This window comes from Vibrio ordalii ATCC 33509 (genome assembly GCA_000257205.1).
GTDB classification, from domain to species: Bacteria; Pseudomonadota; Gammaproteobacteria; order Enterobacterales; family Vibrionaceae; genus Vibrio; species Vibrio ordalii.
In genome coordinates this window covers 1-15910 of sequence record AEZC01000001.1, presented here as the reverse complement: position 1 = coordinate 15910, position 15910 = coordinate 1, and the positions used below count along the sequence as shown (strand labels likewise).

Here is a 15910-nt window from a genome sequence, read left to right as displayed (position 1 = left end):
AACCACTTTTCACATTAAAAATTACGGCAAAATCCCCATCACACCTAAAAATATTCACCCTTATTCAAAAAATATTCACAGTAAAAACTCACTTAAAAGTAGCGCAACTCGTTGATGGTTCTCTTATCGTCGATAACGATATTTAACTCACTTCACTTTTTCACCCGATGGACGTTACTGACCATTCGAGCCGATGCTTGCTGCATTGACCACAGTATTAATCAGGCGCCGTTTTCTAGAGCCAAGCGCGAAAAGTAATCCGCCACTTATGTTGTGATTTCGTTATACTTCTGTTCGGCTTACTCCATCATTTGCTCCCCTTATAGGAGTTCAACGTTAGATTCTCGCGTTCTAGGCTTTTGGTCTCTCATACTTTAGCGAGAATTGGCATAAGGATTTTCGATGTATAAAAAATTTGAAAGCTTTACCCAAGCTTTTCCCAAAGAGGAACCCAAACAGCCTCCTGCGACCTTATGGGCCTTTTGTCGTTACTACACGCGCGGTTTTGAAAAACCACTCATGTTAATGGCATTAATCAGCACGTTAATTGCCGTTGTTGAAGTATCACTGTTCGGTTTTATGGTCCAACTGGTGGATTGGCTCTCATCCAGTAACCCAGAGACTTTCCTAACTGAGAACCGAGACACCTTGATCGGTTTATCTATTTTGGTACTCGTGATCATGCCACTTTTGATTGGCATCTATTCACTCTTGATCCACCAAACTATGCTCGGCAATTATCCCATGTCGATCCGTTGGTTAGCGCACCGTTATCTGCTCAAACAAAGCCTCTCTTTTTACCAAGATGACTTTGCGGGAAGAATTGCCACTAAAGTGATGCAAACGGCGTTATCCATCCGCGAAACCGTGATGAAGACCTTGGATGTGTTTGTCTATGTGTCAGTCTATTTCACTGCGATTGTGGTGATGTTGGCGCAAGCAGACTGGCGTTTAATGGTGCCGATGCTCGTCTGGCTCGCGGCCTACATTTGCATTCAACTTCACTTTGTACCACAGCTTAAAAAAGTGGCATCAGAACAAGCCGATGCTCGCTCAACCATGACGGGGCGCATTGTCGATAGCTACACCAATATTGCCACGGTCAAATTGTTCTCACACACCCGCAGAGAAACCGACTATGCCGAACAAGGCATGGAGAGCTTTTTAGACACAGTTCACCGCCAAATGCGTTTAGTGACTGGCTTTAACCTGTGCGTTGAACTCGCCAACTATATTTTGGTGTTCGTGATTGCGGCGACTTCGATTTATCTATGGATGCAGAGTGCCATCAGTATTGGTGCCATCGCGATTGCGATCAGCCTTTCATTGCGCATTAATGGCATGTCGAAATGGATCATGTGGTAAGTTGGCGCACTCTTTGAAAACATGGGCACAGTCGTGGATGGCATGAAAACCCTCTCGAAACCGATCACCATTGAAGATAAACCTAACGCAAAACCGTTGCAGGTTGCACAAGGTGGCATCGAATTTGATGACGTGAGTTTCCACTATGGCGAGAATAAAGGCGTTATTAACCATTTAAACCTGACCATTAAACCGGGTGAAAAAGTGGGTTTAGTAGGACGCTCTGGCGCTGGCAAATCGACTTTAGTTAATTTACTGCTTCGTTTTCATGATGTTGAAGGTGGTCAAATTCGCATCGATGGGCAAGCGATCAATGACGTCACCCAAGATTCATTGCGCAGCAAAATTGGTATGGTGACGCAAGATACTTCACTGCTGCATCGCTCGATCCGCGATAACATTTTGTATGGCAACCCTGATGCAAGCGAAGAACAACTGCTGCAAGCCACCCGACAGGCACACGCGCATGAGTTTATCGAAACACTCACCGACCCATTTGGTAACCTAGGCTATGATGCGCAAGTGGGCGAGCGCGGCGTAAAACTGTCTGGCGGCCAGCGCCAGCGAATTGCTATTTCCCGCGTGCTGTTAAAAGATGCGCCACTATTGGTACTCGACGAAGCCACATCCGCACTCGACTCCGAAGTGGAAGCGGCGATTCAAGAGAGCTTAAATGAGCTGATGCAAGGCAAAACCGTGATTGCCATTGCCCACCGTTTATCAACCATTGCCGCAATGGACAGGTTGATCGTACTCGATAAAGGTAACGTCGTTGAGCAAGGCACACACCAGGAGTTGATCGCTCAAAACGGCATTTATGCACACCTATGGGCGCACCAAACCGGTGGCTTTATCGGTTGCGACGACGTTGAAGTTTCTTAATGGTTTATCAACGGAGTTTGCGCTCCGTTGATGCTTCCACAATTGACTCTTTTTCCTTAGAATTCGCCCATTCCCTTTACTTGACTAGATTAGGATTATGAACAAGAGCTTACTCACTAATATCATTGCACTAGCGCTCCTTGCAACGAGCTATCAACTGGATAACACCATTGCACTTTATGCAGGCTTATTTGCCTTTTCTGGCGCAATCACCAACTGGCTTGCGATTCACATGCTGTTTGAAAAAGTGCCAGGACTATATGGCTCGGGGGTGATACCTGCCCGCTTTGAAGAGTTCAAAACCGCAATCAAGAGCCTGATGATGGAGCAATTTTTCACCCAGTCCAATATTGACCGCTTCCTCAGTAAAGAGATGACGGGCAGTAAAACGTTGGATCTTGAGCCTGTGATTGCCAAAGTTGACTTCAACCCAACCTTTGATTCTTTGGTCGAAGTGATTGCAAACTCTCCATTTGGCGGCATGCTGGCGATGTTTGGTGGAACCGACGCGCTACAACCACTCAAGCAACCGTTTGTCGAAAAAATGCAGCAATCTATGATTGATATCAGCCAGAGCGATAGCGTTAAACAAGCGCTCAAAGAGCAGTTAGAAGCTCCTGAGATGATTGAAGAGATCACCGCTAACATCGAAAACATCATCGATCAACGTCTCAATGAACTCACGCCTAAATTGGTGAAAGAGATGGTACAGAAGATGATTAAACAGCACCTTGGCTGGTTGGTTGTTTGGGGTGGAGTATTCGGTGGTTTGATTGGTGTGGCTTCCTCCTTCTTTGCCTGATTGCCGTTACTTATGTGATTGTAAAATGTGATTACAAAAAAGCCAGCACGTTTAAATGTGCTGGCTTTTTTTATGATGGCTCGTTAACGGTTAACAGAGATGAAGACGCGTTAATAGTGGTTTTAATTTAGGGTGATCTAAGGGGTACACTTTGGGTATCACAAGGTAAATCATGCTAACAAACAGCAAGGAACCGTATAAATCAACCGGACGATGCATCCCTAACCATAAGCGGCTAAAGGCAACTCCGCATGCCCAAAGCAGTAGACCCGCTGCAAAAACATAGCGCTTTTGTTCAATAAACAGGCCACCAAAAAAAGCCAAACAAATAGCAGCGAAGATCGTATGGCCAGAGGGAAATGAATAGTCCTTTTCACCCTGCCAGTGACGTAGACGCCAGTCACTGACTTGGGTTGCGATGTCGGTCATCACACTTTCTTTTTGTAATTCACTCAATTTATAAAAATGCGCAGGGTTTGGGATAAGTAACTCATACGTCATTAATTTGGTGTACGGACGCGGGCTCTCTGTCAGATGTTTTAAACCGGTTTTGGCAGCCATACCAATCACCAATAACAAGCCAATTTGAATAATGCGGTTAAGCAGTTCAATGCGGGAAGTCGCTGTCCGTGTTGCCAAAAAAGCCAATAAAGCAAAGGTAAAGCCAAAACCTTGCCAACCAGCCGAATCGGTTAAATAGGTAAAAAATGCACCGACGCCATCGCTCACTGGTGTGGTCAAATCAATCGAAGACCCAACCAATGAGATGGGAACTAACAGCAACGAGAACAAGGCTAAGAGTACTAAGCCCGATTTTTTGATTTGGATTTGCTTTTTCACGCTCAATAGACACCGCTGGATTATTGAAGATCAACATAATAACGGACGACACGCAAAGAACGTATCAAGCGATTGTCAATTTGAGGGAAAATAATCGCCCCGACCTCACCCTTTTTACTTATTTTCCTGACACAAAGAATTCATGCATAACGTGTAGGAAAGGCAAACAGGACCATCTACTGCCCAACCGAAACAACGTCTTCTTTCGTGCAAGATAGGAGGCGGCAAGACCGTGAATGGATGATGGCAACAGCGTTGACCGACAGCAGGAATGTTAAAAAGGGAGCCGTAGCTCCCTTCAGCGTAAATGATCAGGGCTTATGCGCCAATAACCCCGCCGTCTTCACGAGTGATCATCATAATGGTCGAACGAGGCTTGGTGGTTCCACCGTATGGGAAATGCGATGGCGCTTCATCTTCCCCAGGGTGTTGAACGCCAACAAACATGGTTTTTTGATCCGGTGAAAAAGTTAACCCTGTTATTTCACAAGCAATCGGCCCAGTTAGGAAACGTTTGACTTCACCAGTAATTGGATCCCCGCACAACATTTGGTTGTTGCCTTGCCCGGCAAAATCCCCTTTGTTGGAATAGTTGCCATCGGTTTGAATCCACAAGCGACCCGCGTTGTCAAAGTCGATACCATCTGGGCTGTTGAACATGTTGTCTGCTGAGATATTGTCGCTGCCCGCATAGAGATCGCCTTTATGTACCGTTGGGTTGCCCGCAATCAAGTAGAGATCCCATGCGAACACGGTGCTAGTATGATCATCATTGGCTGGCATCCAGCGAACAATTTGGCCATAGTTATTCTTAGCACGAGGGTTAGGACCACCAACAGGTTGTCCCTCTTTACCTCGGTTTTTATTGTTGGTCAGCGTACAGAACACGTGCTTATTATCAGGGTGAATAGCAACCCATTCAGGGCGATCCATTGTTGTCGCGCCAACTTGAGTAGCCGCACGGCGAGCAAAAATCATCACTTCAGCTTGATCATTAAAACCGTTTTCTGGTGTTAAACCATTTTTACCAAAGGTCAATTCAAGCCACTTTCCTGAACCTTTCAGCTCTTGCTCATTCATATCAAACTTAGCAACAAAAAGGGTTCCTTCTTCCAATAAGTTGCGATTCGCCGCATCGTTACCAGCTTGGTAGCGATTTTTTGAAACGAATTTGTATAGATGTTCACCGCGTTCATCATCGCCCAGATAGACCACAGCATGGCCATCTTTATTGAGTGTAAGCGCCGCATTTTCATGCTTGAAACGACCTAACGCCGTGCGTTTGAGTGGCATCGATGTTGGATCGTTAGGGTCGATTTCTACCACCCAGCCAAAACGGTTTGGCTCATTCGGGTTTTTGGCAACATCAAAACGCTCATCATGCTGATGCCATTGATAATCACTGGGTTTAGCTTCAACACCATAGCGCTTATGATCAGCGCTGAGCGTTACCGCATTTTGGGTTGTTCCAAAATATCCATTGAAGTTCTCTTCACAGGTAAGATAAGTGCCCCACGGTGTTTGTCCATTAGCGCAGTTATTCAAGGTTCCCAATGCTCGTTTACCTGTGGAGTCTGCTTTAGTTTTAAGCAGCGAATGTCCAGCGGCAGGGCCAGTTATGACCATTTCGGTATTCGCCGTAATGCGGCGGTTACGTTTGCCTTGGCGATCAACCTGCCATGCATTATTGCGTTTCACTAGTTCCACAATCGTCACACCATGAGCGGCTTGTGCTTTACGCACATCATCTGCTGTCATCGATTTGCCTTTGTGATCAAACAAGTATTCGTAATTGGTGTATTCATTATTAATCGCAAGCACACCGCGATCATCCGAAATTGGGAAGAAGCTCATGCCATCAGTGTTATCACCAAATTGAAGCTCTTGTGCTCGCGAATCTTGTTTACCACTTTGGTCAAATGCTGGCGCATCAGCAAAAATTGGGTCACCCCATGACATCAATGGCGTCGCTTTGTACCCTTTAGGCACAATGACTTTATCAGCAGTTGATGCTGGAATAGCCTCAAAGTTGAGCAGTGAAGAGCTCGACTTTGCCGCCACAGCTTTAGCCACTGGGTTTAAGGATAAAAATGCACCAGCACTGACTGCCGCACTACTGGCCATAAAACGGCGGCGAGAGAGTCTCGCTTCGATCATTTCACTAAATTGATACTCTTGCTCATCACGCTTCCACATGTTTGCTCCTTGACTTTACTTGTCTTGTTATTGGATTTTGCAAGCAGCATAGCGGTCTATCGTGACAAATATGTTAAATTTAGATTGCTTAACGGTGACACTAAAACTAAGCAGCGTGGATCACATCCGGTGACAAAGCACATAGCTCATCTAAAATTTCTTTGGTCTGCTTAGAATAAATCAACTTCTCTTTCGCACCGATCAATTGGATGAGTTTTATCTTACCTGATAACACACATTGTCTTAGGCTTCTTAATACCATCTGGTTATCTAACGCATGATTCTCATCAACCCCCATTCCCGGAACTAAAGAGGCTAAATCAATCGTCACGATCAGTTGATCACAATGCTCGATGTAGTGACCTAATTGACTTTTTAGTTGATTACGATGACGAAAACTGCACTCATTCAGCGTTAACCAATCACAGCCTAAATCTTCTGCATACTCCCACACTTGATTAGATTGATGCATTTCATCAATTCCAATACAAAATAGACGCGTATTGTTATAGCGAGAGAGTGCAAAATGAAATGCAGAGCCAACTTGTAGGTCCAGCGTTTGTTTCAGCTCAAAATGATGCCCGATACTCACAATACCAACTTCGTCATTCTCAAAAGCCATCACTGGTAATGCATTGAGCAGCATTTCGTGACAATTCGCTAGTACGACGGGCACTGAGCTCAGTGCTAATTGATGACTTAAGGTGTCTTGAAAACGGGTGGCATTTTTATCTTTGACGACTATATGTCCCGCATCAGAGTAACAAGGCGTGGATTGACTCTGATAGAGCCAATCTGATGCAAATTCAAGGCTCTGCTGAGCAAATTCAAACTCTACTTGAGACATTGGCTTTATCTGTTCACAGAGTGTCATGAACGTGAATGGATAAGCGGGTTGGCTATGTGTACGACTCATACGGTAGCGTTTGAATAAACTTAGCATTATGAATTACCTTTCTGGTGGCAACGCTCTTGCTGCCTGTAATACATGTAAAATGATCCGCTGCTTGTTGGTTTCAACACGATGGGCTGGAGCCATCACTGAAATTGCGCCGATCAACTTACTCCCTTTCATTACAGGGGCACTAATTCCGGAAACACCAGGATCAATCTCTGACGTGCTCACGGCGTACCCATTACGACGTATTTTTTCCAACTCTGTCTGCCATTTTTCCATTTGGTGGTCTTCACCAAAATAACGAAGAATTTTTTCACAGCGCGGAGCGGGTAAATACGCCAACATCACTTTAGATGAGGCACCTCGAAGCAGGGGTTGACTTTGACCCTGGACGAAGCTGCATCGAAGTGCCTGCATACTTTCTTTTTGGCTAACGCACAAGGCTCGGTATCCCACCGGAACCATGTATGCCGCCATTTCGCCTGTCTGTTTCTGTAATCGACTTAACACCGCATCGACTGCATCTAAATTGTGTTGACTCGTTTCATAACTGCGCATTAAAAGTAGAGCTGCCGAACCGATGATCAACGTTTTGTCGTGTGGGCTCTCTTCGATCAAGTTCCACTCTTTCAAAATCTTCAGATGTCGGTACAAACTACTCAGCGGAACTTGCAATTGTTCGCTCAAGGTTTTCGCTGATACTGGCTCTTCATTTACCGCCACTTGCATCAATAATTGCAGTGACTTTTCATTAACTTGGCTGGCCGATAATTTCGTTTCGTTCATGTTTTCTTTTTAGCCTCATTTATTCCACGCCTCAACTATGATTCTTATATATCGAGAATTTAAGATTAATAACAGACTTGCTTTCTCACCAAGTGAGAAAACATGGCAATCTGATCAAAAAAAGGCTCCGCAGAGCCTTTTGAATAAAAAAGAAACAACCGTTAGGCTAATTTAAATGTCGCCACTTTTGCACTCAGCTCTTCCGCTTGCTGCTTGAGTTCGTTGGATTGGCTCAAGCTATCTTCTGCACCAATGACCAGTTGCTCCGTCACATCCTTGATAGAAGTAACATTTTGTGTAATTTCACTAGTCACATGCGTTTGCTCTTCGGCTGCTGTCGCAATTTGCGTCGCCATATCACTGATCAAGGCAACCGCTGCTTTAATTTCTTCAAGCGCACCGGATGCTTTATCGGCATCTTCCACTGAGTTCTCAGCGAGCGTTGAGCTGCTTTGCATCAACGATACCGCACGTTTAGTGGTTTCTTGCAGGGTATCAATGGTTGATTTTATCTCTTCGGTAGAAGTATGGGTGCGCTGAGAAAGCACACGGACTTCGTCTGCTACCACGGCGAAACCACGGCCTTGCTCACCGGCTCGCGCAGCTTCAATAGCCGCATTCAACGCAAGTAAGTTGGTTTGCTCTGCAATGCCTTGAATGGTTGCCAGTACGGTCGAAATCTCTTGCGCGTGTTGGTTTAGTGCGGCAATCACGCCACTGGCCTCACTCACTGATTTTGCCAAGTTATTGATCGAGCCTTTGGTATGAATCACCAAAGCATGGCCATTATTGGTGCTGGTTGCCGAGTCTTGCGCTGCTCTTGCCGTTTGCTCTGCGTGAGAGGCTATCTCTTGCGTTGCCGACGCCATTTCAGTGACTGCAGTAGCAACCATCACAATTTCTTGCTGCTGGTGACTAAGCTCTGATGCCGATTGATTAGCGCGATGCGCGCCATGTTCTGATTGCGCTTCCAATTGATGAGACTGGTGACGAATATGGCCAATAAGTTGTTGTAAGCTTTCCACAAAGGTATTGAAATTATTGGCTAGTTCGCCAACTTCATCACTATTTTCAACCTTAATGCGTTGGGTTAAGTCACCACTACCGTTTGCAATTTGTGCCAACGCTTGAGAAACATTATTCAAAGGACGGAACAAAATATTACACAATAAGTTAAACAGCAGGGTACAGAGTATGACCACAACGGCAGTAACAATGAGCTGGCTGAAAGTAGCTTCAGATAAAGGTGCGATGAGCGAATCGTGATTGATGACCACAACAGTACTGAGATTCGTTCCGTTGATGCTTCGAGCGTAGAGAACATACTCCTCACCTCGAATATCCACCAATAAATCGCTGCTTTTCGCAATCGCTTGGCGGATATCAGCGAAATTTAAACCCAGATCAGAAACACTTTTATTGAGCAGCTTAGTATCACTATGGGTAAAAATATTGCCTTTATCGTTAGCAATAAACATGTACCCCTCACCCGGCAAAATAACTTGCTTCATGCTGTTGAGGATGTCAGTAATTTCTACATCTGCGCCTAAAACAACTTGTTGGCTATGTAAATTCAGTGCCTTACCTAATGAAACCACATTAGCGCCCGTTGCCGCCGCAACGGTTGGGTTATCCATAAACACTTTTGATGGGTTTGCTTTAGCGTTTGTATACCAGCCCCATTTGCGCGGATCATCGTTCCCCGGCGGCAAGATGACACCATTAGCGTTGTTTTGCGAACCGTCGGGGTAAGCAAGAAATACGTTGTCAAACGCTGCAGAATCTCGAACTTGTTTTAAATGTGTCACGATGGCTTGTTTCTCGGCATCTTGCGACAGCGAGGTTAAAGCACGCTCTTTCGACAATAACCAGTCCGTCACATACTGATTATAAGAAGCGGTGGTACTTTGCAGTCGCTGCTCAACATCAATATCTAATCGCTCCAGAGCAGCTCGATACGACAATGCTTCAACGAGTAGTCCTCCAAGAATAATGGCAGCACTGGCAGAAATCGCCAGTTTGTTTTTTAACGACAGTTTTTTAAACATAGATAGGTAGACCTATTTGTAATAGTAATTTAACTCAAACCGATAGAATTCTCGATCAATTGGACATTATAATTTCAAGCCTCAAAATAAAACTTGAAGCGGTCCACGTCTTTGTCATTGCTCACAAAGGACGACAAAATAGCATGGTGCATTTAACACATTTATATCATGTTAGTCATGAGAGTTGATTACTGATCACTTTGGAACTAATTTCTAATTTTGAGTGAATTTTTCTGGTCTAACCTTTTCTATCCTCACCATAGTAACCGCAGGAAGTAGGCGAAAAAAAAGAGAACAAACGCTCTCTTTTTGATTAAGCTTAACCAGAAACTTATCGGGTCAACAGTGACTTCAATGAAAGTTCATCAGTACTATAGAGCTTGTGGCTAATCCAGTAGCTGGCGATACCAATCATGATATACACAAATAAATTACCCCAACCAGCACCTTCGAAAGCCGTGAACATGTTTGAAGAAGTCATTAACTGCAACGGCAAATTGAAAATCGCGTGGTAAAACTCCCCTACAATGTCAGAATTCAGCATAACAATCGAGATCCATTTAAGCGCGAAACCGCCCACGAACATCACAAGGATCGGCGAATTAAATATCTGTGAAATAACTAAAGTAAAGCAGGCCAATGGCAGCATCGTCACAGCAATCACCCACATGATACTGAGGTAATTCAACCAGTGTTGAACGGCATATCCTAGAGAACGTTGTTCAAATAGTAGGGCTAAACGGTTTTCTGTCGCCAAGTTAAGCCCCCACAGCAGAACGTCCGCACAAATGACCAACACGGAACAGATCACAGGGATTACAAATAGACCAAACCCCAGTTTTACTATGTGAGTCATATTATTCGTCACTGGCATGCTGCGCCAGAACATTGAGCTTCCCTCTTTACGCTCCTTGCGGAATGTTCTGGGGAAATAGAGTGAACTGAGCATTAGCGAAATAAAACCAACAAGCATGATGATAAAGGTGTTGAAATCATCCACAAATTCGATATGGACATCGCTGATGTCGCCACCAAATTCCATCTCAAAAAACAAGTTATGTTGCAGTGTATTGTTCATTAATAAACTGATGAACAATAGGGTTCCGCATACCAATAGAAACAAAGGAATACGCGTAACATTTTTGTTTTCAATCAGCTCTTTTTCAAACATATAAATACTGGTGTGCATTATGCGTTCTCCTTCTGCAAGGCAAGAAATAGTTCAGCAAGTTTTACACTGTAAATAGAACCAAGCCCTTCAACGACTTGACGGTGTTCTGAAGTCAACAACCACTTTGTTGTTCCCAAGCTTGGCTGAGATGCCAAAGGACGATAGGTTTGGATAACGTCTTGATGTGCGTTACTGACCTCTAGAACAAAATACTCTTGTGTAATCGCCTCCATTGAGTCTTGCAGCACGACCTTACCTTGCTTCAAGATCAGCACATCCGTTAGCAAATGTTCAATTTCCGATACTTCATGGCTAGCAACAATCAAGGCACGCTCACCATCATGAAACCATTCGAGTAAGTGACGATAGAAGGTATCACGGTAGATTAGGTCCAAGCCAAGAGTTGGCTCATCCAAAATCAGCACTTTGGTATCGGTGGCAATCACAATGGCTAAATGCAATTGTACTTTCATCCCTTTTGATAAGGTACGAATTTTACTTGATAAACGAATGTTGGTTTGTGCAAGGACTTGCGTGGCCTTGTCTAAGGAGAAACTGGGATGCACGCCTGACGTATAACGCAAAATTTGCTTAACCGTCATCCAATCTGGTAACACATTGACGTCTGAAATGTAGGAAAGATGCGCCATCACTTGCGCATGTTCCGTAATCGGATTTAAGCCTTGGATCAAAATGTCACCTTGATAGTGGTGAGCACCGAGCAACGACTTAATTAAGGTCGACTTGCCCGCACCATTATGTCCGAGCAAACCTAGCACCTGTCCTGCGTAGAGCTTAAAGCTCACATTCTGCAGAGCTTCCGACTCGGCATGCTTTGCGTACTGTTTAGATACACCGTTGACTTCGACGAATGGATTCATTGGTCACCTTCAATATGCTGTTGTAGTTGGTTGATAAAATCCTCAAGCGGCATCGCCAATAGCTTGAGTGTTTGTGCAATTTCTTGGATATGTTGCTCTAAAAAGTGCTGCTTTTGTTTCGCCTGTAATTGCGCTAGCGCTCCTTTCGCGACATACATACCTTGACCTCGTCTTTTTTCAACAATGCCTTCGTCAACAAGCAGTTGATAGCCTTTCATGACAGTTAAGTGATTGATTTTCATATCTGCCGAAACGGTTCTTACCGAAGGCAACGCACTATCTTCTAGCCAAATACCTTGTAGGATCTGCTCGGTAATTTTGTCGGCTAGCTGACGGAATATGGGTTGGTTATCTTGCCAATCTGTCACAATTTCATACCGATATAGTGTTATACACATATATAACACTAAAGCAAAAATATTGAATTGCAAGTGATGAATGAAAAAACATAGAAAAACGCACAAAAAAGCCTCGTGTTAGAACGAGGCTTGAAGTCATTGTTTGCAATAAAAAGTTTATTAAACCCGTTAGCTTATTGAGGTAGCTGGTTTATTAAAGCAATCAGCTTGTTGGGCAACTCGCAGGACCAATCTCTTTCCATACTCCCCACACACCCGTAGTCGATGGGTTTTCGCCAGTTGTCCACCACTTGGCTTCCCATACTTTACCTGCCCAAGAAACTTGTTGACCGCCAGTATAAACCGCTGATTTATCCCACAAGTTGCTACAAATGTCACCACCACCAGAATCTTTCTTCGCCACGATAACCGATGCACTTGCAGAGGCTACCGCTTTACCATCACTGACAGTGACAGTGAAGCTTAGCGTGGTGTCTTGTGTATATTCAGGAGCAACAAACGAAACACTCGCACCTTGAATAGTTGCATTTAGGCCTGCAGGTACATCCCACACGAAAGTTAAGGTGTCTTGATCGACATCACTTGAAGCGGAAGCGTCCACCACCACAACCTCACCAGCACTGGCATTGCTTGGCGCAGTCATCACCGCCACTGGTGGCGTGTTCACAGGCTCAGTTGCTTTAGGTTTGATCGTTACAGTCACAACATCAGAAGCCGTTGCGCCTTTGTTATCTGTGACCGTCAACTTGAACGTCAGCGTTTGTACTTGTGCCACTTCGGCCGCGTCAAAACTGGCTTGTGCAGAATTAGCGTTTACTAAGCTCACTGCTGTGCCCGCCGTTTGCTGCCACACGTAACTGACAATAGTGCCATCACTGTCTTTTGATGCACCGCCATCAAGAACAACACTCACCGGACCGACCACCGATTGATCAACACCTGCATTTGCAGTAGGCACGCGGTTCGCAGGGGGTGTAGTACCTCCTCCTGCTAAGCTTTCATGCATCGCATTTAGGATGTCACCATTATCAGCGTCAATCTCCCAAGAGAACAACCCGGCCAAACCAAGGTTTCGAGCATAGGCGCCTTTGGCTTTGATTGAACGGTTATCATCAAAGGTAACCAGTTGGCCCGTTGTACGATTCCAAACCCAAGCTGCTTCAGCTTGTGCATCGTATCCATATTCAAAGCCATTAATACCGGTATTATTAGCCCCTAACATGAATGATTTGATGCCTTTATAGTCAATCACACCCGCTTCCCACACGCCTTGCGCGGAAGTGCCTTTCAATTTTCCGTTACCTACCCCTGTCATCGGATCGGTTGGATCACTTAATGAAGCCGGCATTACCCCTTCCCAGCCACGGCCATACATGGCCGTACCTAAGACTAACTTATTAGCAGGGACACCCTGTGCTAGCAGTAACTGGATACCGTTATCCGCCGTATAAGCTGGGCCTTTATAAGGTTCGCCATTTTCATCCACTCCTTTCCCATCACACTGACCAGGGCGCATGAATGATCCGCAGTAAAGCGCGGTTTGGTGGCCTAATACGTTATTCCAACCGCCATAAAAGTCATAAGTCATGGCAAAGATGTAATCCATATATTGGATGGCTTCGCCATAATTAACATCTTCAATCTTGTCATGACCAACACCAATTGCTGACGTGAGCTCATAAGTACGACCGGTTTCCGATTGCAACTCATCAAGCATGACACGCAGTTCACGCATTAACGCAATGTACGCAGGACCATCATTGACTGGGTCACCGCGATCCGCTGCTTGACCACCTCCTCCAGGAAATTCCCAGTCGATATCCACGCCGTCGTAGAATTTCCACGTAGTTAGGAATTTTTTCACCGAGGCGACAAAAGTATCGCGGTTGGCTTTGGTGGTAAAATCAAAAAATGGATCAGAGAGTGTCCAACCACCGATAGAAGGGATAATTTTCAGATCTGGATTGCGCTGTTTGAGCGCCATCAACATGGCATAGTTGCCCTTGATCGGAGAGCTGTATTGGTGACCCGCTTGCGGAAAACTCTTTTGATACGCCGCCCAAGGGTCATGGATCACCACTTCGTAATCATTCACCCCATTACATGCAGTCATCAACGCGTTGTAGCTGTTTCCACCGACGGATTTCAAAGATTCGTTAGGGCCACAAATTGGAATGAAGCCGTATAGAATATGCGTCAGATTATCGGCCGGGATGTTATCCACGGTATATTTTCGGTCATAAATTCCCCACTCAACAAAATAGGTTCCGACCACCGTATTTTTATCGGTCGTGTAAGTCTTGTTATTGGGATCAATATTCATCACCAAAGGTTTGAGATGCGATCCATCGGTATCGGCAATCGTTATCTCAACAGGTGCACTTTTGCTGCAACCAGTCGCATCGCAAGCTTCGATTGCCATTTGGTAAACCCCACCTTGTGCATAACTGAAGTTTGCGGTGGTTTGGCTGCTTGTGATTGGGCCTGTCGCGACCTGCGCGCCATCAAAGTAGATTTTATAAGTGTTGCCTGTTGTACCACTCCATTGGTTGAACTTAACGGCAATCGGCGCTTGATCATAATATTTGACCATTTGGTTATAACCAGCCGTGCTTTCCATGGCTAATTCAACTTTAGAAAACTGTAGATTATTCGACCCATAGACATCGACGCTGGGAGCTGCGGGAGCTGCTATTGCTGTACCCGAAAGAGCCATTGCAATACTTGCGGCGCACAAAGTAATACGATTCATACCTATATCTCTCATTTCTGAATGTTTCACTTACATTTAAGCAAGCTGCTCTTCTGATAAGGCATTGAAGAACATCCATTTCAGTATTTACGCGACTTATTTTTTTTAACAAAAAAATAAAAATACTTTTCGAGTCATCATTAAAATATTGTTATGGGGATTCACCGTGTTACATCTTAAAAGCAATTCTGAGTCAGGAATTCAGAATTTTGACAAAGCAAAGCAGGTAAGTTTAATTTTTTACGCTAATTAAGGCCGTTGAAGAAGACTGAATGGCATAATTTAAAATTAAGAGAATGACATTATCACGTGACTAACGATCTGATAATATTGACGAATGCATGACGCATGCCTCGCACTAAAGATGTTACATTTCAATGAAAATTAGTCACTTATGCCGTTGAGAGCTTGCTTTTACAACCAACTATCGGCAACCTCTACTCTATTGCTTGCAAGGATAAAATAATGAACCTAATTAAACCGACTTTATGTACATTAACCATGATCTTTAGTGCCTCTGTATTGGCTAATATCACTCTTGAAATTCCAGACACCATTAACTTATTAGCGGTGAATGGTCAGAAACCCGAAACCTCTGGTAGCCTATTTTCCTCAGCGAAAAACCTTGAACTGGCCGATGGTGAACAACAAATCGTCTTCAAATACGCGCCCTATTTTACACAAGGGAAGGATCGCGTGATTATCGAAAGCGATGCCGTCATTGCCACCTTCACCGCAAAGAATGCAAAACTGAATTTTGCCATGCCTGAATATCGTGATGCGCATCGAGCAGAGAAAGAGATTAAAACGATGCAATGGTCACTGATTGACCAAGCAGGCCAAACACTAGAGATAAAGCAAGATCGCCTTCTTAAAGAAGGGTATCAAGTAGGCCGTGACTATATCCGCGAAGCAAATGACTATAATCGT

11 protein-coding genes and 1 pseudogene are annotated in these 15910 nt (G+C 44.5%); 3 read left to right on the top strand and 9 right to left on the bottom strand.

The window, feature by feature from the left end; translation table 11 throughout:
- The first annotated feature begins 402 nt into the window (after positions 1–402).
- Both VOR_RS17530 and VOR_RS0100055 read left to right on the top strand, forming a co-directional pair.
- Positions 403–2247, top strand: a pseudogene (locus VOR_RS17530) (ABC transporter ATP-binding protein).
- Positions 2248–2344: 97 nt separating this feature from the next.
- Entirely contained in the window at positions 2345–3049 is a 705-nt protein-coding gene (locus VOR_RS0100055) for a DUF445 domain-containing protein (RefSeq protein WP_010316846.1), read from the top strand.
- A gap of 90 nt (positions 3050–3139) precedes the next feature.
- Here VOR_RS0100055 and VOR_RS0100050 read toward each other — a convergent pair whose 3' ends face one another.
- The 9 genes from VOR_RS0100050 to VOR_RS0100010 form a co-directional block, all read right to left on the bottom strand.
- Complete coding sequence (locus VOR_RS0100050; RefSeq protein WP_081480661.1) at positions 3140–3895, bottom strand: phosphatase PAP2 family protein; 756 nt, start codon at positions 3893–3895, stop codon at positions 3140–3142.
- A 312-nt stretch (positions 3896–4207) separates the two neighbouring features.
- Complete coding sequence (locus VOR_RS0100045) at positions 4208–6085, bottom strand: PhoX family protein (RefSeq protein WP_010316842.1); 1878 nt, start codon at positions 6083–6085, stop codon at positions 4208–4210.
- 106 nt (positions 6086–6191) lie between these two features.
- Positions 6192–7028, bottom strand: a complete 837-nt coding sequence (locus VOR_RS0100040; protein WP_010316840.1) for an arginase family protein — start codon at positions 7026–7028, stop codon at positions 6192–6194.
- Positions 7029–7034: 6 nt separating this feature from the next.
- Complete coding sequence (locus tag VOR_RS0100035; protein WP_010316838.1) at positions 7035–7769, bottom strand: IclR family transcriptional regulator; 735 nt, start codon at positions 7767–7769, stop codon at positions 7035–7037.
- A gap of 161 nt (positions 7770–7930) precedes the next feature.
- The gene (locus VOR_RS0100030) at positions 7931–9817 is read right to left on the bottom strand and encodes a methyl-accepting chemotaxis protein (protein ID WP_010316834.1); all 1887 of its coding nucleotides are present in this window, start codon (positions 9815–9817) and stop codon (positions 7931–7933) included.
- A gap of 331 nt (positions 9818–10148) precedes the next feature.
- Positions 10149–11006: a hypothetical protein gene (locus tag VOR_RS0100025; protein ID WP_010316832.1), complete on the bottom strand. Its 858-nt coding sequence runs from the start codon at positions 11004–11006 to the stop codon at positions 10149–10151.
- Positions 11006–11869 (bottom strand): ABC transporter ATP-binding protein, encoded by an 864-nt coding sequence (locus VOR_RS0100020; RefSeq protein WP_010316830.1) that lies wholly within the window; start codon positions 11867–11869, stop codon positions 11006–11008. The genes VOR_RS0100025 and VOR_RS0100020 overlap by 1 nt, the downstream gene beginning before the upstream one ends.
- On the bottom strand, positions 11866–12237 hold the full coding sequence (locus VOR_RS0100015; RefSeq protein WP_010316828.1) for a GntR family transcriptional regulator: 372 nt from the start codon (positions 12235–12237) through the stop codon (positions 11866–11868). Before VOR_RS0100015 ends, VOR_RS0100020 begins: the two co-directional genes overlap by 4 nt.
- 193 nt (positions 12238–12430) lie before the next feature.
- Positions 12431–14980, bottom strand: coding sequence for a glycosyl hydrolase family 18 protein (locus VOR_RS0100010; protein WP_010316826.1), 2550 nt, complete (start codon positions 14978–14980; stop codon positions 12431–12433).
- Between the two features lie 465 nt (positions 14981–15445).
- Between VOR_RS0100010 and VOR_RS0100005 the strand changes: the two genes are divergently transcribed.
- Positions 15446–15910 (top strand): DUF2057 family protein (locus tag VOR_RS0100005; RefSeq protein WP_010316824.1); only part of this gene is annotated, 465 nt, incomplete at its 3' end.